Raw genomic sequence first — 20,386 nt, 5'->3', positions numbered from 1 at the left:
TGGAAGAGCCCCTCACCCGAGCCCTCTCCCGGAGGGAGAGGGGACTGACCGAGGGGATCTTGCGATGTACGCCGACCTGCAATACCGAGCCGAACTTCAATTTTGAAAAGCTTGAAGATCGGCTCCCTTTCCCCTCTCCCGGAGGGAGAGGGGACTGACCGAGGGGTTCTTGCGAGGTACGCCGACGTGCAATACCGAGTCGAACTTCAATTTTGAAGCCCACCTTGATCGGCTCCCTTTCCCCTCTCCCAGAGGGAGAGGGGACTGACCGAGGGGTTCTTGCGAGGTACGCCGACCTGCAATACCGAGTCGAACTTCAATTTTGAAAAGCTTGAAGATCGGCTCCCTTTCCCCCTCGCCCCCTTGGGGGAGAGGGCTGGGGTGAGGGGGTAGGCTCTTGATCTTAAAAATCTACGCCTCAACGCTTTTGAAGCCACCCCAAAAACCCGCCTTTCCGCACCGCCACCGGTTTAGCCATCAACGCGAGGCGACTGTTCTGTTGACGTACCGCCTGCAATTTATTCAACGCTCGACCCACCTCCGTGCGCTGTTCCATGCACTGACGAGTGAGGTTCTTGTCGAGACGATAAATGATGCTCGACGTCAGCGCGGTAAACGTAGCCTGCGACGGCGTATCAGCCAGAATACTCTGCTCACCCATGACCTCACTCGGGCCCATGCGCCCGGCTTCAGCCTGCTCATTACCATCCGGCACCGTCGCACTGACCACGCCCGTGGCAATCACGAACAGACTGTCCGGCACTTCATCCAGCCCCAGCACCACCTGGCCTGCTGTGTACTGCTGAGCGACCATCGATTCGGCGAGGCGATCACGTTCTTCGCTGCTCAGCGAACGGAAGATTTTCACTTCATCAAGCAGCGCACGTGCGCGGGTCGACGGTTCGATCACGCCGTCCGGATGCCGCGAAATCCCTGCAGCTTCGAGATGCCGGTGGGCGAGGTCGAACAGTTGATTGCGCACTTCGCCTTTCTTGCTCAACTCAGCGATGAAACCGCTGGCGACGTATTCCGACATGGTTTCGCCGGCCTCTTTCAGCACGGCTTTTGGCGCCGGACTCAGCAACAGCGAGCTGCTGCCTTGCAGCGTACGATCCAGTGCATCGAGCACCCGACGTGGGCGAATGTGATTGGGCACCTGAATGCTGATCGACACGCCGTGCATGTTGTTCGGGCGGCTGAGGTTGACGATCTTCGCCTTCGCCGCCACCGAGTTGGGCACTACGGCCATGGTGCCGGCGCTGGTCAGCAGATGCGTGGCACGCCAGTCGATGTCGAAGACCTTGCCTTCGACGCCGTCGATCATCACCAGATCATCGACCTGATAAGGCTTGGTGGTGTTGAGGACGATCCCGGAAAACACGTCGGCCAAGGTACTTTGCAGCGCCAGACCGACGACGATAGCGACCACACCGGAGGTCGCCAGCAAGCCTTTGACCGGCAGTTCCAGCACGTAACCGGCGGCGGCAACGATGGCCACGAGAAACACCAGCGCACCGATGACATCCTGCAGCAATCGACCGCTGTGGCCGATGCGGCGCATCAGCGCCAGGCCGATCACTTCCGTCAAAACTCGTGCGGCGTACAACCACCAGAGAATCCCCAACGCCGTTGCACCCAATTGCGCGACGCGGTCATCGGCGAACAGCGGGGCTTGCAGCGGGCTGACACCGGCATTGATCACCAGTGCGGAGAAGGCCAGAAACAGCGCCAGCCGCACAGCCACTCTTGGCGCACGATGGGTGAACGGCGTGAAGTGCCAGAGCACCGCGTCGAGCAGCAGCAGGGCGGCGCTAAGAGACAGCAGGTGGGTGTAGAAGAATGTCATGACCGAAGCTCCGCGGTGCTTGCCAGTAAAAAGATCGCCGCCTGCGGCAGCTCCTACAGAAAATTGCATTCCAATGTAGGAGCTGCCGCAGGCTGCGATCTTTTGTTTTTAAGGATTCAGATGAGTCTTCAACTCAGCCGCCGCCTGACGCACCGCCGCTTTCACCTCAGGAATCTGGCTCAGCGGGTTGAGCAAACCAAAGTCATGAATCATCCCGTTGTAACGCACCGAGGTCACCGCCACGCCGGCCGCATCGAGGTGCCGCGCATAGCCTTCACCTTCGTCACGCAACACGTCGAATTCGGCGGTCTGCACCAGTGCAGCAGGCAAGCCTTTGAGCTGTTCGGCGCTGGCGTTCAGCGGCGAAGCATGGATCTGCGCGCGCTCGGCCGGGTTGGTGGTGTAGTTGTCCCAGAACCACTGCATCATGCCTTTGGTGAGGAAATGGCCCTCGGCAAATTGCTGGTACGAACCGTCGTCAAACTGCGCGTTGGTCACCGGCCACATCAACAACTGGAAGCGCAGTGCCGGGGTTTTCTGTTCCTTGGCCATCAACGCCACAACCGCCGCCATGTTGCCGCCGACACTGTTGCCGGCCACCGCCAGACGCTTGCCGTCGACACCGATGTCCTTGCCGTGCTCAGCCACCCATTTCGTCGCGGCGTAAGCCTGGTTGATCGCGGTCGGGTACTGCGCTTCCGGCGACGGCGTGTAATCGACGTACACCGCGACAGCGCCAGAGCCCACCACCAAGTCACGAATCAAGCGCTGGTGCGTCGGGTAATCGCCGAGCACCCAGCCGCCACCGTGGAAGAACATGAACACCGGCAACTCACCTTTGACCTTGGCCGGACGCACCACTTTCAGGTTGATCGTCTGGCCATCGACCTTGATCGCCTTGTCGCTGACTTCAACACCGGACAAGTCCACCTTCACCGAAGCCTGCGCTCCGGTCAGCACCGCACGGGCATCCTTCGGGCTGAGTTGCTCAAGGGGTTTGCCACCGCCAGCGGCGAGGGCGTTGAGGAAGGCCTGGGTGTTGTGTTCGACACCGGAGGTCTCGGCGGCGAACGCGTTGCCGATGGACAGGGCGAGGAGGGAAGCGGCGAGGGTCTGTTTAATGTTCATGTTCAATTCCATTTTCGAATGTGTGATGTAGGAGCTGCCGCAGGCTGCGATCTTTTGATCCTGTTTTTGCCTTTTACCCGCGTCACCGCAGATCAAGATCAAAAGATCGCAGCCTGCGGCAGCTCCTACGTGTTCAGGGTTATTTTCAAACCGTGAGCACAGATTAATGAGCTGCTCGAAAGTGAAAAAGCGGCTATAAAGCGTTTAACTGTCCACCAGAGAGTGACAATGAACCCGTTCGAAGACATGCGTATTTTTTGCCAGGTCATGGACTCCGGCAGCTTCACCGCCGCGGCCGATCAGTTGGGCTTGTCCAAGCAGTTCGTCAGCCGGCGTTTGATGCAGTTGGAAGAACGCCTCGGCGTGCGATTGTTGAATCGCTCGACCCGGCGCCTCGACGTCACTCCGTTGGGCCAGAGCTACTACGAATCGGCCTTGCGCCTGCTGGGCGAAGTCGAACAGGTCGAGCAGGGCATCGCCGGGCAGACCGCCGAGCCGCGCGGAACGATTCGCGTGAGCGCGCCGCTGTCGTTTGCCGTCGCGCACCTCGGTTGTCTGCTGCCGATGTTTTTGCAGCGCTATCGCGAGGTCACGGTAGAGGTGGATCTGAGTGATCGGCCGGTTGATTTGCTGGGCGAGGGTTATGACCTGGCGCTGCGCATTGGTGTGCTGGAAGACTCAACGTTGATCGCCCGGCGCATCGCGTCGATCGAACGGGTGTATTGCGCGAGTCCGGCTTACCTGGCTGAGCGCGGGACGCCGTTGAAACCGGAAGAACTGCTCAACCACGATTGCCTGCCTTACGGCCACGGGCGCTCGGTGCAATGGCGGTTTAACGCGGGGCAGGGCAAGCCGCTGCTGGTCAACGTCACCGGGCGCATGCGCGTGAACAACGGCGAGTTGCTCAGGGATGCGGCGGTGCAGGGAATGGGGATTACGTATTTGCCGACTTTTATTGTCGGCGCAGCGCTGAAGGATGGCCGGCTGGTGCCGGTGCTGGATGATCTGCGTCCGGAGCCGCTGACGTTGTCGGCGGTGTACCCGCAGCATCGTCAGGCCTCGCGCCCGGTGCAGGCGTTGGTCGAGTTTTTGCGCGAACGCCTGAACCAGAACAACGTCGCCCTCTAAACCTTACAGTGGTTTTTTCAAACCCTGCAAAACCCAGTGGGAGCGGGCTTGCTCGCGAAAGCGTCGTGTCAGTTAACCCATCATTGGCTGACCCAACGCCTTCGCGAGCAAGCCCGCTCCCACAGGGTTCTTCGGTGTCTGAAAAATATTCGTGCAACCCGAATCAACGCTGCTGCCGACTCAAACACTCCAGCAAACAACCGGGATCCAGCACTTCATCATTCACATAAATCCCGCGCTCGGCATCGTACGTGCGAATAAACACCCGCACCGTCGCATCCGCCACCGTCGGCAGTTGCGAATCGTAGAACTCATGGTCACCCGGGATCACCACAAAATCCTGCGGCGCCGCCTCTTCATACGATCGCGGCGGCGTCGCATTCAGTGAATACGGGGCAGGGTGGGCAAAGGGCTGGTTAGGCCCGTAGTACACAAAATTGCTGTCCAGCGCCTGCGCCTGAGTGGCAGCAAGCAGACAACCCATCAACAACAGCCGTTCGAGCATCAGCATGGCGGCACCTGCGAGTGCGGTATTCCCCAAGGCTATTAACTATAGCTGGCCTGCATTCAAGCGACTGGGTGATTGATCGCATGCCCTGGCTGTGCGTAAAGATCAATGCCGAGGGCATGCATAACTTTCAAAACCGTGTCGAAGCGCGGTTTTGCACCCGGCGCGAACGCCTTGTACAGACTCTCGCGACCCATGCCTGACGTTTTGGCTATCTGCGTCATTCCGCGTGCCTTAAGCACATAGCCGATTGCACGAAGAAACTCTTCGTTATCCCCGTCTGCGAGTACCTGAGACAGGTATTCGCTGATGGCTTCGTCACTGTCCAGCAGTGCTGCCATGTCGAAATTCGTCAAAGTCTGGCTCATGGTTAAACCTCCTTAGCCATTTTTTGTGCGCGGCGGATGTCTGCGCTTCGTGAGGATATCCATGTGAGCCGAGTTGAATAGTCAGCCGTGTCCGCTATCTGTTTTGATAATTCGCCGACACTTGTAGGCATAAACACTCAGATATGTAGGAGCTGCCGCAGGCTGCGATCTTTTGATCTTTAAAAGCAGGATCAAAAGATCGTCCGAACGCGGCCCGAGCCTGCGGCAGCTCCTACACGGTGTGGCTTACAAGTTTGCAACAATCGCGATTGGCGGGGTGATTTAGACTCGGTTTCGCTCAATTACGAGCATCGTCCGGAGTGCGCCATGGAAGTGCCTAATAACAAAACCGCCATCGAGAGCAATCGACAGGCGTGGAACGATTCCGCCCGCCATCATGAGGATTCGCCTGACTGGCAGGACTTGCTCAGCGAAGTTGCGCAGGCGGATTTCTCTTGTCTTGATGAGACCTTGAGCGGGTTGCTTGAGGTCGATGGTAAGGATGTGATTCAGCTGTGCTGCAACAATGGCCGCGAGAGTCTGTCGCTGTTTGCCCACGGTGCGCGGAGTGTGGTCGGTGTCGATCAGTCGGCGGCGTTTCTCGAACAGGCGCGTGAGCTGAACCGCCGTTCACCACACAACGCCGAGTTCATCGAGACCGATATCCATCATTTGCCGGCGTCCTTGCACAACCGTTTTGACTTGGCGCTGATCACCATTGGCGTGTTCGGCTGGATGCCGGACATTGGCGAGTTTTTCCGTCATGTCGTCTCGACGCTGAAACCGGGAGGGAAACTGGTGATCTATGAAACCCATCCGTTTCTGGAAATGGTTGATCCGGATGCGGAGGATCCGTATCAGCTCGCCAGTTCGTACTTCCGCACCGAGCCATTTGTGCAGGAGGAGCCGATTGTGTATGTCGGCAAGGTTGAGCAGCAGGCGGCGAAGTCGTATTGGTTTGTGCATACGTTGGGGGCGATTTTCAGCGGCGCCATCGGGGCAGGGCTGAACATTGCGCACTTCAGGGAATACCCGCATTCGAATCGGGAAGAGGTGTATGACCAGTACCTGAATCGCGAGGCGCAGATGCCGATGTGCTTTACCCTGGTCGCCATCAAGACCTGATAATAATCTGCGCGGCTACCGGCCTCATCGCGAGCAGGCTCACTCCTACAGGGGAATGCATTTCAAATGTAGGAGTGAGCCTGCTCGCGATGACGACATCAGTGCCGATACAAATTCCGGAACTGAATCAAGCCTGCGCCGCCGCACTCACCACCGGCCGCCCCGGTTTGCGCAGCGGTTCAAGCCGCGAACCCTCATACCGCGTCTCACGGAAAAACTTCCAGCGTCCGAACAGGCAATACACGTGCATCACGCGCCCCTGCTCGTGATAGCCCATGCGAATGTGCAGCTTCAGCGCCGGAATATTGTGCGTCTCACAGACGTCCACCACTTTGTTGCAACCCTGCGCCGCCATCGCTTCCCACAGCGCCACCTGCACGTCCACCGACAGGCTGCTGCCGAAATACGCGCGGATCATCTCACCGCCAAACTCAAAGAATTCACCCTGCTTCACCGGGAAGGTGCAGCCGTAATAATGACGGTCGTGATAGTCGCGAATGCTGCCCCAGATAAACCCGACCGCATGCCCCTCCGCATCGAGGTACATATGCCCGGTGTGACCCTCGGCGGCGAGCTCCGCCATGGTCTCCACGCGGTCACCAAAATGCTTGCTGAACGCGATCGCATTCTCCGGCGTAATGTCGACTTTGCTCAGGCCCTCGTACGGACGCAGCTTGTGCGGCGGCACCGGAGTGACCAGGTCGCGCTCCATCCACAACAGTTCCCAATGGAAAAACACGTAACGTTTCCACAACGTGCCGAAGGTGCGGCCCAAGCCTTTTTGGCGGATGCGTTCTTGTAGTTTTTTGATAAAGCTCATGATGCCCTCCGTGGCCGAAGCCCGGTGTTGTGGATGTCGCTTTTGTGGGTATAGATCACCCTTGCCAGTTCATTTCAAAGTGCCATCTTCGAAAGTGTTGCAAGGTATGTAACTCAATCGAGTGCGGCGGTACCGCGTAGAAAATCCTTGTTCAGATCGGCATAGGAAACCCGTGGAACGCCCGTCAAACTCTGCTCTAGCACGCGGCTCAGGGACTCGTCAGGGTTGAGATAAGCATCACCAAAATCGCTGCCAAGTTGCGTCGGGTGCGCGACGATTTCCAGCACGCCGTCGGTCGGCGAAATGTCATTGCGCAGGTCGATCGGCGTGCACACATAGTCAGCCGTCACACCCGCCAGACTCTGCAAGCGCCAATTGAGCAAACCCTTGAACACGCGCTTGGGCAGATTGAGGTTTTGCCCCAGATTGCGCGCCAGTCGAATCGGCACACCTTGATGCGCGGCAAACCGCGCGACGATCTCGCCGATCGGCCAGATGTTGTGCACGTGCTGGTGCGAATCGATATGACTCGGCCGCACACCGTGATCGACGCAACGCTGCCACTGCGCTTGCAATTCTTCACGCACCGCCTCGCGGTCTTCGCGACTGAGCCACAACCGACGGCGCGGCAGACTCAGGTCGAACACGCCATGGTCGTCGCAGAAGGTACGGCGCTTGAGAATTGCCTGACTCAACGGTCGCCCGTAAGTCAGGTTGAAGTGCAATCCAACCCGGCCTTGCAGCGTCGGATGCCGGGCCATCGCGCACGCCGCTTCGAACGCCGGCATGTTGGCCATGGCCGTGGCAGAACTGATGACCCCGGCCTGAAAGGCAGCGAAGATCACCGCGTTTTCGTTCGGGCTGAGGCCGAAATCGTCAGCGTTGACTATGACTTGGCGTGGCATGTTCGCCCTCCGTGGTGATCGCGACAGGTTTCAAAACAGGTTTCGCTTGCTCGGCACGCCGCGCCCGCCAGGCTTGTACGCGCGGCTTGAGTCGATGCCACAGGCGCAAGCCCAGGCCGAGGACAAGACCACTCGGCCGCCAGGAATAAAAACTCCAGCGCCAGTGCTCCAGTTGTCCGGTCATGCGTTCGTGCAGTTGATGGCTGGAGTTTTCCAGGCTGACCCGCGAGGCATCGATCCAGTGCCAGTGATCGTCGAGCCCCCAGCGAATCCATTCCTCCAGCAGCACCCGGCCACTGCCCAGATCGGCGTACTGCGGCAGGAAGGCGAGGTTGTAATCGTAGAGCCGGCCTTGTTCCAGCAGGCCGAGGCGATAGCTGATGCAGCGCCCGTTCAACTCCAGCGTGACCACCCGAACCAGGCCTTGGCCGGCGAGGGCGATGAACGCGCGTTCGATCAATTGGCGACTGGGTTCGCTGGCAAAAATACCTACGCCTTCGTCACCTTTCCAGCTCACCGCTTCGACTTCGCTGATGGCCTGCAACAACGGGCCCATGCTCATCGCGTCGGGAATAATTCTGCGCACTTCAGCGCCACACGCGGCGATCCGCTTGCGCGCCCGTCGCAGTTTGTAGCGCGGATCACCGGAGACTTCCTGATGATCGGCCTCGCTGATCAGGTGCACCGGCACTCGACAACTCAGCCGTCGTTCACCGGTGGAGCTGTGCGCCATCCATTCGGTGAGCGCACTTTCTTCACCGGCAGGTTCGGACAATTCATTGAGTTGCAGCAGCGCGTGGGGCACACGTTGGCGAATCATATTCAGCGCCTGACGCATGTCCTCAGCGCCCAGCAGCGACAACAACGCCAAGCGATCTGCCAGCGGATAACCCAAGTGATGCAGCACCCGAAACGGCACGCCGGCAAAGCGTTCGCGACTCGCCACCAGCGGCAGGCACAGACGCAATTCGTCCGCTTCCCAACCCAGCAGGATGTGCAGACGCTCATCCGTGCCAAGGGCCTGCTCGGCCGCGCACAACCAACCGAGGTTGTTGAACGGCGTGTGATCCGTCACCCGCAGACGCAGCGCTTCATACGCTGCTTCGGGGAAATCGGCGGCGCACAGTGAAGTGCGCCATTCAAATCGCGTCACCATAGGCTCAGGCCGCCGTTGCTGTTACGGGTGGACGGGACGGTTTGCGCAGTGCGTCCAGACGCGAGCCGCTGTAGCGGGTTTCGCGGTAGAAGCGCCAGCGACTGAACACGGTGTAAACATTCATGATCCGTCCCTGTTCGGTATAGCCCATGCGCAGGTGCAGCTTGAGCGCCGGGATATTGTGAAATTCGCAGACGTCGACGACCTTGTCGCAACCCTGTGCAGTCATGGCTTTCCACAGCTCCAGTTGCAGATCCACCGACAGCTCGGTGCCCCAATATTTGCGGGTCAACTCGCCGCCAAACTCGAAGAACTCGCCGGGTTTCACCGGGAACAGACAGCCGAAGTAATGCCGGTCGAAATAGTCCCGCGAACTGCCCCAGATGAACGCCACGGCAGCGCCTTGATCGTCGAGGTGCATGTGCCCGGTGTGGCCTTCGTTGGCCAGTTCAGCCATGGTGCCGACGCGGTCACCGAAGTTGCGGGCGAAGGCGCTGGCGTTGTCTGGCGTGATCTTCACTACCTGCAATGGCGGGTAGGGTTTGAGGTTGTGCGGCGGCACCGGGCTGACCAGATCACGCTCCATCCACAGCAGTTCCTGATGGGAAAAAACGTAGTGTTTCCAGGCTTTCGCCAAAGTGGCGCGCAGGCCTTTTTGTTTGATGTGCTCGCTGAGTTTGCTGACGATGCCCATGGTGTGTGCTCCTGAACCCTGGCACGGCGAACCCTGTGGGGTGAGGCTTTTGTGGTGAGGCTCCTGAGGTAATGGGGTTCTGTGGTGATGAGCTTTTGTGGTGAGGGGATTTATCCCCGATCGGCTGCGTAGCAGTCGTCGCTTCTCTAACCTGAAAAGCTGGGGCCGCTTCGCAGCCCATCGGGGATAAATCCCCTCGCCACAAAAACTGTTCAACACAACTTCCATCACCACAAATTCCCTTCATCAAAAAAAAGCTCCATCACCACAGTTTTCAGGTTCACCTGGCCTTTCTCATGAATGTTCGGAATTGGCTTCATGACGCGATCCAGCTCAGTGCAAACAGGGTCTGGCCTGGCAGATCAAAGCTGACGCGTCCATCGCGGCAGGTGAACGGTGCGTCGCGGCTGCGGTTGTCGGTGCCGAAGTAGCGCAGGGCGCCGTTGTGCAGCGGGCACTTGGCGCCGCTCAGTTCCATGCGCTGCAGGCGTGTGCCTTTGTTCACCCCGAGCAAGCCACGCTGATCGTCGCCGGCCATCGCCAGCACATCGACTTCAAACGAATCGTTCTCCAGCCACAACACCTGATGCAGCCAATGCTGGGCGATAAACTGCTGCGCCAGGCCGACCGGTTTCAACTCGAAACGTTGTTCATCCGCCGAGACCCGCAGCATGCCCTTGGGGTACTGCGGCTCATCGGCAGCCTGGAACCAGTTGAGCATGCTCAACAAGCCGTCCTGCGAGGCGTTGATCACCACCGACGCCCACCACAGCGAAGCGTAGTGGGTTTCCTGATCGTAGGGGCTGAGGCTGGAGCCGCTGGACATATTGGTCTGATCGAGCAGCAAGGCCTTGCGCGGCTGACCTTTGCTGTCGAGGCCGACCAGGTCGGCGGCGCGGCGCACGCTGTCGCGATAAACGCGCGTGGCGAGCAGGTCGCGAATCATCCATTCGTGCCACGCCAGCGCATCGACCTGATCGCCTGATTCGCTAAGCAAGCGCCGCGCCCAGTCGATCCCGCGTTTATCCGCCGCGTTGTCGGCGAACGGCCCGTTGACCAGTCGCGAACTGGCCGGCATGGCAATGCGCACACCAGCCTTGGCATTCGCTGGATCGCTGCGCACCTGCCGAGCCATGCTGGCGAAAATCGCCTGATACTGCGCGTAGCTCGAATAGTTGAGGTTCGGCTCATCGGCAAACCCAATGTAGTGCGTACCTTTGCCGCCCAGCTCACGCGTCCCGGCCAGCCACGCATCGAGGCCGCTGTTGCTCTGCACATCGGCGCGCAGATCGGCCTGACGCTGACTGCCGGCCAGCAAGGTGATGTCCTGCTTGATGCCGAAACGCTCCTGATACACCTGACGGAACGCGTCTTCGAAATGCGGATTCTTCGCCATCACATCAACAAAGCTGTAATAACTCGCTGCCGTCGGTTTCAGCGCATCCAGCGCCGCGTGACTGGCGGGCGGCGGCATCACGTAGGGCAGGGCGATGCCCAGATCCGGCGTGCGCCCGAGGACTTTGTCGTGCAGGGTCAAACGGGTGTGCCCGGCGTCTTCGCGCAGCGGCTTCAGTTGCTGCGGATTCTGCGCAAACAGGTTGGCCGTGCCATCCAGCCAGAACGCTGCTTTGCCGCTGCCCTGCAAACGCAGGCGCCAGACCTGTTCGCGCTCGCTGACAGGCAGGGCGACCTGATCGAATTGCCAATAGGCGCGATAGGGTTTCAGTGCCAACGTCAGTTGTTGATCATCGCCAACGCGCTGCGCCTGCAAACCGCTGACGCCGCCATGAAACTTGCCGGCCAGCACCGCGTGCTCGCCCGCTGCGACTTTGAAATACAACTCGTCGCCATTGTGCGTATCAGCGCTGAAATGCACTTTCGCTGGGGCGAACAACGCCACCGTGCGCTCGTCATGTTCGACGCGATAATTGCGGAAGCTGTAGCCGGGAATTTCCAGTCGATAACTCGCCGCGCCGGGCAACAACGGCCAGCTCTGACTGCCACGGGTTTCACTGGCCTTGATGAACCGATCACCCTGTAACTTGCCTTGGCCATCGAGCAAATACACATGTTCTTCATTGGCCTCAGCCTGCCACGCCGGTGTCCAGCGCACGGTTACCGTGTCCGGACGATCCGCTTGCAGATACAGGCTGCCGTCGCGAATCTCGCCCCAGCGCATCGGCGCCGCAAAGGCGTCCAGCGACAGGCCGAGACCGATCAGCAGGGCCAGGCCTTTCATGCGGTTTTCCGCCGTTGCAGCATCAGCCACATCGGTGTGACGTCGCGCGGCAGGATGATCAGGGTTTGCCAGAATGGCACGCCGCTCAAGCGGCAATAAAGCACCAGCATCGCCACCGTCACTGCCAGATAGGCAATCGACGAAGCCGCCGCCGCGCCGACAATGCCGTACGCCGGAATCATCACCAGGTTCAGCGCCAGGTTCAGCAGCGCGCCCAAACCCATCAGCATCGATACCGTGCCGGGGCGATTTTTACCGAGCAAGTCCAGGCGCAAAATGCTTGCGTAGCACAGGCCCAACAGCCCCGGCAGCAACGCCAGCAGCGCCGGGTAGGCCGGTTGGTACACCGCACCAAACAGCGTGACGATCAGCCATTCGCCAATCACCGCCATGGTCAGGCACGCGCCGAGCATCACCGTCGCGGTCAGGCGCAGGGCCAGCGGCGTGACCTTGTCCATGCCTTCGTCCTGTTGCAGCAGGCGTTTCATCAGCGGCGTGGTTACCGCTTCCGGGACGATCAGCAGCAGTTCGGCGGCGGCGCTGGCCATTGCGTAATGACCGAGGGCGGTGCTGCCGAGCAGGGCGCCGATAAACAGATAATCCGAGCGCAATATCACTTGCTGAAACAGCAGATCCGGATGACTGCGCGCGCTGTAGCGCAGCAGTTCTTTCTGGCTGGCGCGATCCCATTGCAGCTGTAACGGCTGTGCGCGTTTGAGCCAGACCCAACCGGCCAGCACCACCAGACTGATCCCGGCCAGCCAACTGATCAGCGCGGCTTCGAGGGCGGCGCTTTTCCACATCCAGAACAGTGCGAGAAACAGCAACAGCGGCGCCAGCGATTCGACCAGACGCAAGGCATTGAACGCGACCACGCCACCCGAGGCGTTGTGCAGCGTCAGCAGGCCGCTTTTCAACACGGTGAGCGGCACCGCCAGCAGCAACAGCCAGGCGAGCAAACCGAGTTGCATCGTCACATCCAGTTCACTGCCAAACTCACGCACCAGCGCCACCACCAGCAAGGTCAGCAGCGCCGCCAGCAAGCAACCGAACACCAACACCTGACTCAGCAACAACCCCATCGGCCGCTGCTTGGCAGCCTGAAAACCCACCGCCGAATTGAGCCCGCCACTGGTGGCGGCGCTGATCAAGTCGGGCAGGGTGCTGAGCAGCGCAAACAAGCCGCGCTCACTTGGCCCGAGAATCCGCGCCAGCAGCACGTTGCGCAGCAAACGCAGGGCGATCATCGCCAGTTTGGTGCCCATGCTCAGCGCCAGATGTTTGAGGTAGGTGCCTCGGCTCATGGTCGCGCCCCGCGAAAAATCCGCCACGACAACAATTCCGGATTGCGCGCGGTGCGCTGACTGACGCCGAAACGCGGCAGGTTCAACGGTTCGCCTTCGCCTTCGCCGCGATAGATACCGGTGCCGGTGCCGAGCGCGAACGGATAATCGTGATTGGCGATCTGCTCGCGCACGCGTTCATCGTTGTCGCCGTTGGGGTAGCAATACACCGGCAGTGGCCGGTTGCAGCCTTTGTACAAGGCATCGCGGCTGCGGCTGATTTCTTCGTTCAGGCGCTGATCATCAAGGCCGGTGAGGATGGCGTGACTGGCGCCGTGCGGGCCGAAACGCACCAGTCCCGAAGCTTCCAGCGCGCGGACTTGATGCCAGTCCAGCGCTTGCGGTTGCGATTCCGTTGGGCATTCGTCGGTGAGCTTTTCCAGCTCCTTCGGGTCAAGCGACTTCAGCCCTTGCAGGTAATGCAGCAACGCCAGGCTGCGGCGGTCGACATCGATGTCATCGAGCATCACCGGCAAGGGGTGATGCATCATTTGCAAGCACTCGATCAAATGCATCCGCGCCTTTTCGCCGTGGCTGCCCCACAGGGTTTCGCCGAGGCTTTCCCACCAGAAACGCTGACGGCTGCCAATGAAATCGGTGGAGAGGAAAATGCTCGCCGGTACCTGGTGTTTTTGCAGGAGCGGGAAGGCGTTGACCGCGTTGTCGCGCCAGCCATCATCAAAGGTCAGCGCTACGCGCGGGCGCTCGCTGCGCAGCGAATTGGGCTGAAGGATTTCCATCAACGGCACGCAATCGAAATGTTTGCGCAACCACACCAGCAAATGCTCGAAGGCCTTGGGCCCGACGCACAGTTCATTGCGGTGCGGCAGGTTGGCCGCGCGGTCGTTGGCCAGCACCCGGTGCAGCATCAGAATCACCCCGGCGCCGTGCAACTGGTTGCGGCCCATCGACGAGTTGAGATAGAGCCAGCCACTGGTGCGTTTTAGCAGTTGTTTGATCGCCATGGCTTCAGTCCTTTTAACGGTTCTGTTCGGGATTCCACTGGGCATACCGCTGACCGCGCAGGAACTGCCACAGGCCGAGACTCATCCCGGCGAGGGTGACCAGCAGAAACGCAGCGAGGCGGAAGGGTTTTGGCAAACGGTGTTGTGAATCCAGCAGCCCGGCAATCGCGATGGTGTAGCCGATCAGTTGCGCGATCAGGGCGAGGCGGTAGAAACCGTGTTCTTGCCACAGCCAGAAGTTGCTCAGCAGCAGCGGCAGCAACAGGATCGGCGCCAGTCGGCGGATCAGTTTGTGGCTGATCAATGCGATCGAGTACAGGCCATATTTCAGCGGATTGAGCAGCTCGCGACGTTGCGCGAGGCTTTGCAAACCGCCGACGGTGACGCGCTGACGGCGCCGGAATTGTTTGTCTGCTTCATCGACACCGTGGTCGATCACTTGCGCTTCCGGCACATAGACGATGCGTTTGTGCGCCACCGGTGCGCAGGTGCTGATAAAGAAATCGTCGTTAACCTCGGCCGGCACGTTCTGGAACAACTCGCGGCGCAGGGCGAGCAGGGCGCCGTCGGCGGAGACCATGCAACCGGTGCGGTTCTCGACCCGGCGCAACCAGCCTTCGTAATGCCGATAGAGACTGTCGCCGACGCTCAAGCCGCCGCCGGTGACCGGGATGACCATGTGCCCGGCACAGCCGCCAACCTGCGGATCATTCAACGGTGCGAGCAGGTAGCCGAGGGTTTCGCGGGACCATTGGTTATCGGCGTCGGTGAACACCAGAATGTCGCCAGTGCTCAGGGCTACGCCGGCATTCAGCGTCGCCGCTTTGCCCTGACGCGGCAGGTCGAGGACGGTGATGCGCGGGTCAACGACTTTGTGCGCGCAAGCCACGGTGTCATCGGTCGAACCGTCGCTGGCCAGAATGATTTGCAGGTTTGCTGGCTGATAATCCTGCGCCAGCAACGTGCGTAATTTGTGCTCGATATGCCGTGCTTCGTTGTGCGCCGCAATCACGATGCTGACATTCAGCGGCGGCGCCGGGGTGTGCCGCCAGGCCGGAAACAGCGGCGCGACCAGCGTCAGCAGCAGCGGGTAGCCGACGTAGGCGTAGACCGGCAGCAACAGGCACATCCAGAAAATGAATTCAGCCACGGGCAGGCCTCCTGGCGTTCCAATGACACAGACTCAAAATGAACGCGGCGCCGGCCAGATGCAGGCGCACCCAGTGCAGGCCCCACAGTTGCAGGGTCAGGCCGATATCGTGGTGTTTGGCGCTCTGGCGCAGGCTCAGCACCAACCCCGGCAGACTGGTGATCGCCACCATGATCGCCGCGTGATGCGGAAAGCCATCAAGCAGCGCCGAAATCGCCAGAAAATCCAGCAACCATACGAACAGCGATAGCATCGGAAAACGCAGCAAGCGCAGGCTGAAACCGTGGGTACGCAGCAGTTGCAGATGACTGCCCTGACGCCACAATTCCTTGCCCATCCACTCGCGCCAATTCATCTCGTAACCCCAGTGCAAGGCGACGCTGTTGTTGATCGAGAGCAGGCGCGCGCCCTGTTCATGCAAGCGCAAAGTGAACTCCTTGTCCTCGCCGGTGCGCAGGGTTTCGTTGAAGCCACCGACCTTGTCGAACCAGCGCCGGCGCATCAGCAGGTTGGCACTGGGTAACCAGTCGACAACATGCGAGGTCTGCGACGACACGCGCAAGGTGCGCCGTTGCCACGCGGTGGCGTACCACGGCGCTTCGGCGGGGGTGTGCAGATCCAGCGCAAATACGTCGGCCTGACCGCTGGCCTCGATGTCGAATAAAGGTTTGAGCCAGTTCTCCGGCATTTCGATGTCGGCATCGATAAACGCCAGCCATTCACCGCTAGCAATGGCGGTACCGCGATTGCGCAACGCGCCGATCAACAACCCCGGCAATATCAACACCGTCGCGCCGAATTGCCGGGCGATGTGCGGGCCTTCATCGGTGGAGCCGTTATCGACCACGATCAGTTCGCACTCGATATCAGCCGCGTGCGCGGCTTTTTGCGCCGCGAGCAGCGTGCGGCCAATGTGCCGGGCTTCGTTGAACATCGGAATGACGATGCTGATTCGGCTCATGCTCTGGCCTCCGTGGTCAGCGCTGCTTGCTCGGCTTTCAGACGCAGGACACTGGTCAGCGCGAGCATGATCCACACGTATTTCTGGTTCGGTGCGCTGAGGAACATCAGGAACAGCGTCAGCGACAGAAAACTCACACCGAGATGGGTCATCAGATCCGCCTGATACGCATCGCGGCGCAGCATCCACGCCGCCCGCGCGCGAATCAGGTTGTACAGACCGAGGGCAAGCATGCCGACAAACAACAGCCCGGCAGGCACCCCGAGTTCACTGAAAATCTCCAGATAGGTGTTGTGTGCGCGACGGTACAAGTCGCCGATTTTGCGGTTGGCGGAAAACGCCTTGGCGTAACCGGTGGTCGCGTAATGCAGCGGGAAGGTGCCGGGGCCGGAGCCGAGCAGTGGGTTCTCGCGGATCATTTGGCTGCCAACGACGATGTACGAAGCGCGGCGGCCGAGGGATTCGTCCTGCGCCTTGGAACCGGCGCTGAGAATACTCAAGGACTGGATGCGCGCCATGTAACCGGCCGGCATCGCGTAGATCGCCAGCGGCAGCACGATGGCCGCACCGAGCATGGCAAAACCCAGATGCCGTGGACGAATCCGCGTCAGTTGCGAGCGGTAATGCCAGCAGCCGATCAACAAGCTCAGCGCCAACACCACCAGCCCCGAGCGCGATTCGGTTTTGGTCATGCCGCCCAGCAACAGCAGGCAGCAACCGCCCCAGAACAATCGGTGCAGGGTATTCGGGCTACGTATCACCAGCAGCAAACCCATCGGCACCGCGAAGGCAATCAGCATGGCGAAAGCGTTGGGGTCTTCGAGCAAGCCCGCCGCGCGGCCCTGATCCTGGAATTTGGCCGAGAACATCGCCATCGCGCAGGTGGTGCTGACGGCAAGGGTGACGAGGCGGGCGAACAGGTCGAGATTAAGGTCGCGACCAATCAACAGGGTAATGACAAACAGAATCAGGCCGACGCTGAGTTCACGCAGATGCCCTAGTGACATGCCCAGATCATCGGTGTTGAGCATGCTCAAAAAGTACAGAACCATGAACCAGATCAGGTAGCGCCAGATATTGCTGCGCAGGCGCTCCGAAGGAATTTGATGCAGCGCCAGTTGCAGCATCAGGATCACCGCCAGCCCGGCACCGAGCAATTTACTCCCGGAAAACGAACTGTCCTTGAAGAAACCTTCGAACGGCACCAGTGCAGCGATACCGAGCAGGCCCCAGGTCGGCTTGCGGTACAGCACCGCAAAACCGACCAGGCCAAGCACCACTCCCGGCGCCAGAAACGGATAAGGGCTGGCCAGCAAAGCGATGCAGACCAGACCGAGCAAACTGACGATCGAGAGCGGGAAAATCATGCGCGTGCCTCCCGTGCCGTGCGGATGTACAGCTGCGACCAGCGTTCGGCCAGGGCCTTGAGGTCGTAGCGATCCTGTTGCGTGCGTTTTGCGTTGTCGCGCAGTTGCCGGGCCAGTTTCGGCTCGCTCAGCAAGGTCTCGAGCTGACGGCTGAGGTCGGCGCAATCGGCCGGCGTGGCAAGCAGGCCGTTGTGCCGATGTTCCAGCACATCGGGAATCCCGCCGACGCCGAACGCCACCACCGGCACCCCGGCCTGCATGGCTTCGAGCAAAATCATCGGGGTGCCTTCGGTGCGCGAGCTGATCACCAGCGCATCGAGTTGCTGCCACCACGGTTGCATCGCCGTCTGATAACCCGGCAAACGAATGCGTTGCTGCAACCCGGCGTTGTCGATCCGCGCCTGCAACGCCTCGCGTTCCGGGCCATCGCCGAGCATCACTGCGTCCAGTTGCGGATGCTGGTGACACAGCGGAATCAGCGCGTCGAGAAACATATCCGGGCCTTTCTCGCTGCTCAACCGGCCAACGTAACCGGCCAGCCAGCGTTGCCGATCGGCATCCGGCACCATCGCCGCAGCCGCCGGCAAACCGTTGGGAATGACCTGCAATTTATCCGCGCGCACACTGGCCTCACGGTGCAGCGTGGCGATGCTTTCCGCCACGCAGACGACTCGATCCACCGACGCGGTGCGGCACAGTTGCAGGCTGAGCCAGGTGTAAAACTTCTGCTTGCGGCTGCGCGGTGTGAAACCGTGTTGGGTGATCACCAACGGCAGGCGCAACAGCGTCGCGCCAACCCAACCGAACAACAGCCCTTTGAAATTGTGCGTATTGAGCAACGGTTTTTCAGCGCGACGCTGACGCAAGTGCTGCAGCAATTCCGCTAGTCCGGCACAACCGCGGCAGTCCACCCCAGCCTCGCGAAAGCGCGCGATCAGGTCTGCTGGCGCGTCGAGGAACAGCACCTGATGCTGCCCCGGCGTCGCCAGACAATGATCCAGCAACATGCGCTCGGCCCCATAGAAACCGCCGCTGCTGAGCAAATGAATGATCGGCAGCGCGGTATTCGGGGCGGATGCGCTGCTCAATTGCGCACCCAGTGCAGGAAGCTTGGCACGGTCCAGTTCTTGTGCGGATTGCTCGGCAGCACGTTCTGGTCGTTGATCACCAACAGCACCGGAATGCCCAGCTCGTGGCTGATTTGCGCCGGGTGTTTGAAGCGGTGATCGAAGAACTCACGCACGTAGACGAAGGCAATCGCCAACAGCAACCCGGTGAGCATGCCGAATGGAATGATCAGGCCCGGTTTCGGGAACGCCGCTTCGGTCGGTTCGAACGGCGGGCTGAGCACCCGGGCGTTGGACAGGTCGTCGCTGAGCGAACGGGTGGTGCTGCTTTCGGCGAACCTCTGGGCGTAGGTCGAGAACGCGGCGTGCAGCGCATCGATCTCGGTGTCCATCTGCCGCAGCTTGCTCTGAGTCTGCTGCAACTCGTGGATGCGGTTCTTGAACTGGGCGATGCGCGCGGTTTTCTGATCGATCACCTGCTTGACCACCGCCAGATCGTTGGTGCGTTCCTGAATGCGGTTGCTCACCACTTTGAGGAACTGGCTACGGGTGCGGGCGATTTGCTCGCGGGTCAGCAGCATCGGCTCGCTGCCAGGCTGGAACACCGCCAGATCATTCATGTAGCGGCTGACCTGAGTGGTCAGTTGCTCGCCCATCTGTTTGATCTCCCGATCTTCGAACGCCACGTTGTCGACGGTGGTGGTGAAGGTGTAGGGGAAGGTGTAGTCGTTGAGCTTGTTAGTGCTCGCGGCCGCCAGTGCGGTTTTCAGGTACTCGAGCCAGCGCTGGCTCTGCAGCAGGCGATCCTGATACAGGTTCAGCGCTTGTTCTTCGGTGTTGATCGCGTTGAGGCGGAAGGTGATTTCTTCCTTCGGATCCGACGCGCCGACGCTTTCCAGCAAGGCCTGACGGTTACCTTCCAGGCCATCGAGACGCACTTGGTAGAGCTGCTTTTTCGACTCATAAAACGACTGCGGCAAGTCGATCGATTGCAGCGCCTGACGGCTGACCAGGTAGTTCTGCAAGAGGGCGGCGACAAACGTTGTGCCCTGGTGCGGATCGGGGAAGCTGTAGATGATCGAGATCACGTTTGAGCCCGGCAGCGTCTCGATTTTCAGGCTGTCGATGGCTTGCTGGGTCAGGGCGTCGAGCGCGGTGTCACGCACCGGATCGGTCTCCAGCCCGAGCATGTTGCGCACCGGGTTGATCACGTACTGGCGCAGCGGCGAACTGACGTAGCGCTTGAACGGATCGGCCACCAGTTTGCTGAACATGCCCGGCGAAGGCGTGTATTCGCCCTTGTCGCGCAGTTCGCTGATGGTCTGACGGATCAGCGCCGGCGAACGGAGGATATTGCTCTCGGTTTCCATGTCCGCCAGCGACGGCGGAATGAACGTGGCGTTGTCCACCGTCAGCGACGTGGTGGCGTCACCCTGGGAGAGTTTTTTCGACTGCACGATCACCTGCGCGGTGATATCGAAGCTCTGTTTGAGCAACAGCGGCAGGAGCAGGGCGATCACTGCAAAGATCAGGAAGACCCGTTTCACCAGTTGCTTGTTGGCGAAGAAGATCCTGAAGAACTCGTGCAGGTAGTTTTCCTTTGGATTCATGTCGGT

18 protein-coding genes are annotated in these 20,386 nt (G+C 60.2%); 2 read left to right on the top strand and 16 right to left on the bottom strand.

The annotated features are described in order from the left end of the window. Positions 1 to 418: 418 nt before the first annotated feature. Both KFS80_RS23845 and KFS80_RS23840 read right to left on the bottom strand, forming a co-directional pair. A complete protein-coding gene (locus KFS80_RS23845; RefSeq protein WP_212546161.1) occupies positions 419 to 1,846 on the bottom strand; it encodes a mechanosensitive ion channel family protein in 1,428 nt (475 codons plus the stop codon). Positions 1,847 to 1,954: 108 nt separating this feature from the next. Continuing rightward, positions 1,955 to 2,974 (bottom strand): alpha/beta hydrolase, encoded by a 1,020-nt coding sequence (locus KFS80_RS23840; protein ID WP_159815778.1) that lies wholly within the window; start codon positions 2,972 to 2,974, stop codon positions 1,955 to 1,957. 228 nt (positions 2,975 to 3,202) lie between these two features. Here KFS80_RS23840 and KFS80_RS23835 point away from each other — a divergent pair, with 228 nt between their 5' ends. Then, entirely contained in the window at positions 3,203 to 4,102 is a 900-nt protein-coding gene (locus KFS80_RS23835) for a LysR family transcriptional regulator (protein ID WP_212546160.1), read from the top strand. Between the two features lie 163 nt (positions 4,103 to 4,265). Here the strand turns inward: KFS80_RS23835 and KFS80_RS23830 are convergent, their stop codons facing one another. Then, on the bottom strand, positions 4,266 to 4,613 hold the full coding sequence (locus tag KFS80_RS23830) for a hypothetical protein (protein WP_212546159.1): 348 nt from the start codon (positions 4,611 to 4,613) through the stop codon (positions 4,266 to 4,268). Positions 4,614 to 4,669: 56 nt separating this feature from the next. Next, positions 4,670 to 4,978, bottom strand: coding sequence for an addiction module antidote protein (locus KFS80_RS23825; RefSeq protein ID WP_201202416.1), 309 nt, complete (start codon positions 4,976 to 4,978; stop codon positions 4,670 to 4,672). Between the two features lie 327 nt (positions 4,979 to 5,305). On the opposite strand from KFS80_RS23825, the gene KFS80_RS23820 reads away from it, so the two are divergent. Further along, entirely contained in the window at positions 5,306 to 6,103 is a 798-nt protein-coding gene (locus KFS80_RS23820; protein ID WP_212546158.1) for a class I SAM-dependent methyltransferase, read from the top strand. A 127-nt stretch (positions 6,104 to 6,230) separates the two neighbouring features. On the opposite strand, the gene KFS80_RS23815 is transcribed toward KFS80_RS23820, so the two are convergent. From KFS80_RS23815 to KFS80_RS23760, 12 genes are all read right to left on the bottom strand, one after another. Then, positions 6,231 to 6,923, bottom strand: coding sequence for a GNAT family N-acetyltransferase (locus KFS80_RS23815; RefSeq protein WP_212546157.1), 693 nt, complete (start codon positions 6,921 to 6,923; stop codon positions 6,231 to 6,233). Positions 6,924 to 7,036: 113 nt separating this feature from the next. After that, entirely contained in the window at positions 7,037 to 7,828 is a 792-nt protein-coding gene (locus tag KFS80_RS23810; protein ID WP_212546156.1) for a ChbG/HpnK family deacetylase, read from the bottom strand. Then, positions 7,800 to 8,984 carry a GNAT family N-acetyltransferase gene (locus KFS80_RS23805; protein WP_212546155.1) on the bottom strand — a complete coding sequence of 395 codons (1,185 nt, stop codon included), beginning with the start codon at positions 8,982 to 8,984 and terminating at the stop codon, positions 7,800 to 7,802. The genes KFS80_RS23810 and KFS80_RS23805 overlap by 29 nt, the downstream gene beginning before the upstream one ends. Before the next feature lie 4 nt (positions 8,985 to 8,988). Then, on the bottom strand, positions 8,989 to 9,678 hold the full coding sequence (locus KFS80_RS23800) for a GNAT family N-acetyltransferase (RefSeq protein WP_212546154.1): 690 nt from the start codon (positions 9,676 to 9,678) through the stop codon (positions 8,989 to 8,991). 316 nt (positions 9,679 to 9,994) lie between these two features. After that, positions 9,995 to 11,917, bottom strand: a complete 1,923-nt coding sequence (locus KFS80_RS23795; protein WP_212546153.1) for a hypothetical protein — start codon at positions 11,915 to 11,917, stop codon at positions 9,995 to 9,997. Further along, positions 11,914 to 13,221 (bottom strand): lipopolysaccharide biosynthesis protein, encoded by a 1,308-nt coding sequence (locus KFS80_RS23790; protein WP_053119195.1) that lies wholly within the window; start codon positions 13,219 to 13,221, stop codon positions 11,914 to 11,916. Before KFS80_RS23790 ends, KFS80_RS23795 begins: the two co-directional genes overlap by 4 nt. Next, positions 13,218 to 14,225 carry a polysaccharide deacetylase family protein gene (locus KFS80_RS23785; protein WP_212546152.1) on the bottom strand — a complete coding sequence of 336 codons (1,008 nt, stop codon included), beginning with the start codon at positions 14,223 to 14,225 and terminating at the stop codon, positions 13,218 to 13,220. The genes KFS80_RS23790 and KFS80_RS23785 overlap by 4 nt, the downstream gene beginning before the upstream one ends. A 13-nt stretch (positions 14,226 to 14,238) precedes the next feature. Next, positions 14,239 to 15,375, bottom strand: coding sequence for a glycosyltransferase (locus KFS80_RS23780; RefSeq protein WP_053119128.1), 1,137 nt, complete (start codon positions 15,373 to 15,375; stop codon positions 14,239 to 14,241). After that, complete coding sequence (locus KFS80_RS23775) at positions 15,368 to 16,336, bottom strand: glycosyltransferase (RefSeq protein WP_212546151.1); 969 nt, start codon at positions 16,334 to 16,336, stop codon at positions 15,368 to 15,370. Before KFS80_RS23775 ends, KFS80_RS23780 begins: the two co-directional genes overlap by 8 nt. After that, the gene (locus tag KFS80_RS23770; RefSeq protein ID WP_212546150.1) at positions 16,333 to 17,703 is read right to left on the bottom strand and encodes an O-antigen ligase family protein; all 1,371 of its coding nucleotides are present in this window, start codon (positions 17,701 to 17,703) and stop codon (positions 16,333 to 16,335) included. The genes KFS80_RS23775 and KFS80_RS23770 overlap by 4 nt, the downstream gene beginning before the upstream one ends. Continuing rightward, a complete protein-coding gene (locus KFS80_RS23765; protein WP_212546149.1) occupies positions 17,700 to 18,791 on the bottom strand; it encodes a glycosyltransferase family 4 protein in 1,092 nt (363 codons plus the stop codon). The genes KFS80_RS23770 and KFS80_RS23765 overlap by 4 nt, the downstream gene beginning before the upstream one ends. Then, complete coding sequence (locus KFS80_RS23760; RefSeq protein ID WP_053119136.1) at positions 18,788 to 20,380, bottom strand: GumC family protein; 1,593 nt, start codon at positions 20,378 to 20,380, stop codon at positions 18,788 to 18,790. The genes KFS80_RS23765 and KFS80_RS23760 overlap by 4 nt, the downstream gene beginning before the upstream one ends. Positions 20,381 to 20,386 lie beyond the last annotated feature (6 nt).

The sequence above is a fragment of the Pseudomonas rustica genome (assembly GCF_018336155.1).
Taxonomy (GTDB): domain Bacteria; phylum Pseudomonadota; class Gammaproteobacteria; order Pseudomonadales; family Pseudomonadaceae; genus Aquipseudomonas; species Aquipseudomonas rustica.
The sequence above is the reverse complement of the archived record's forward strand: the minus strand, read 5'-3'. Positions and strand labels throughout refer to the sequence as shown.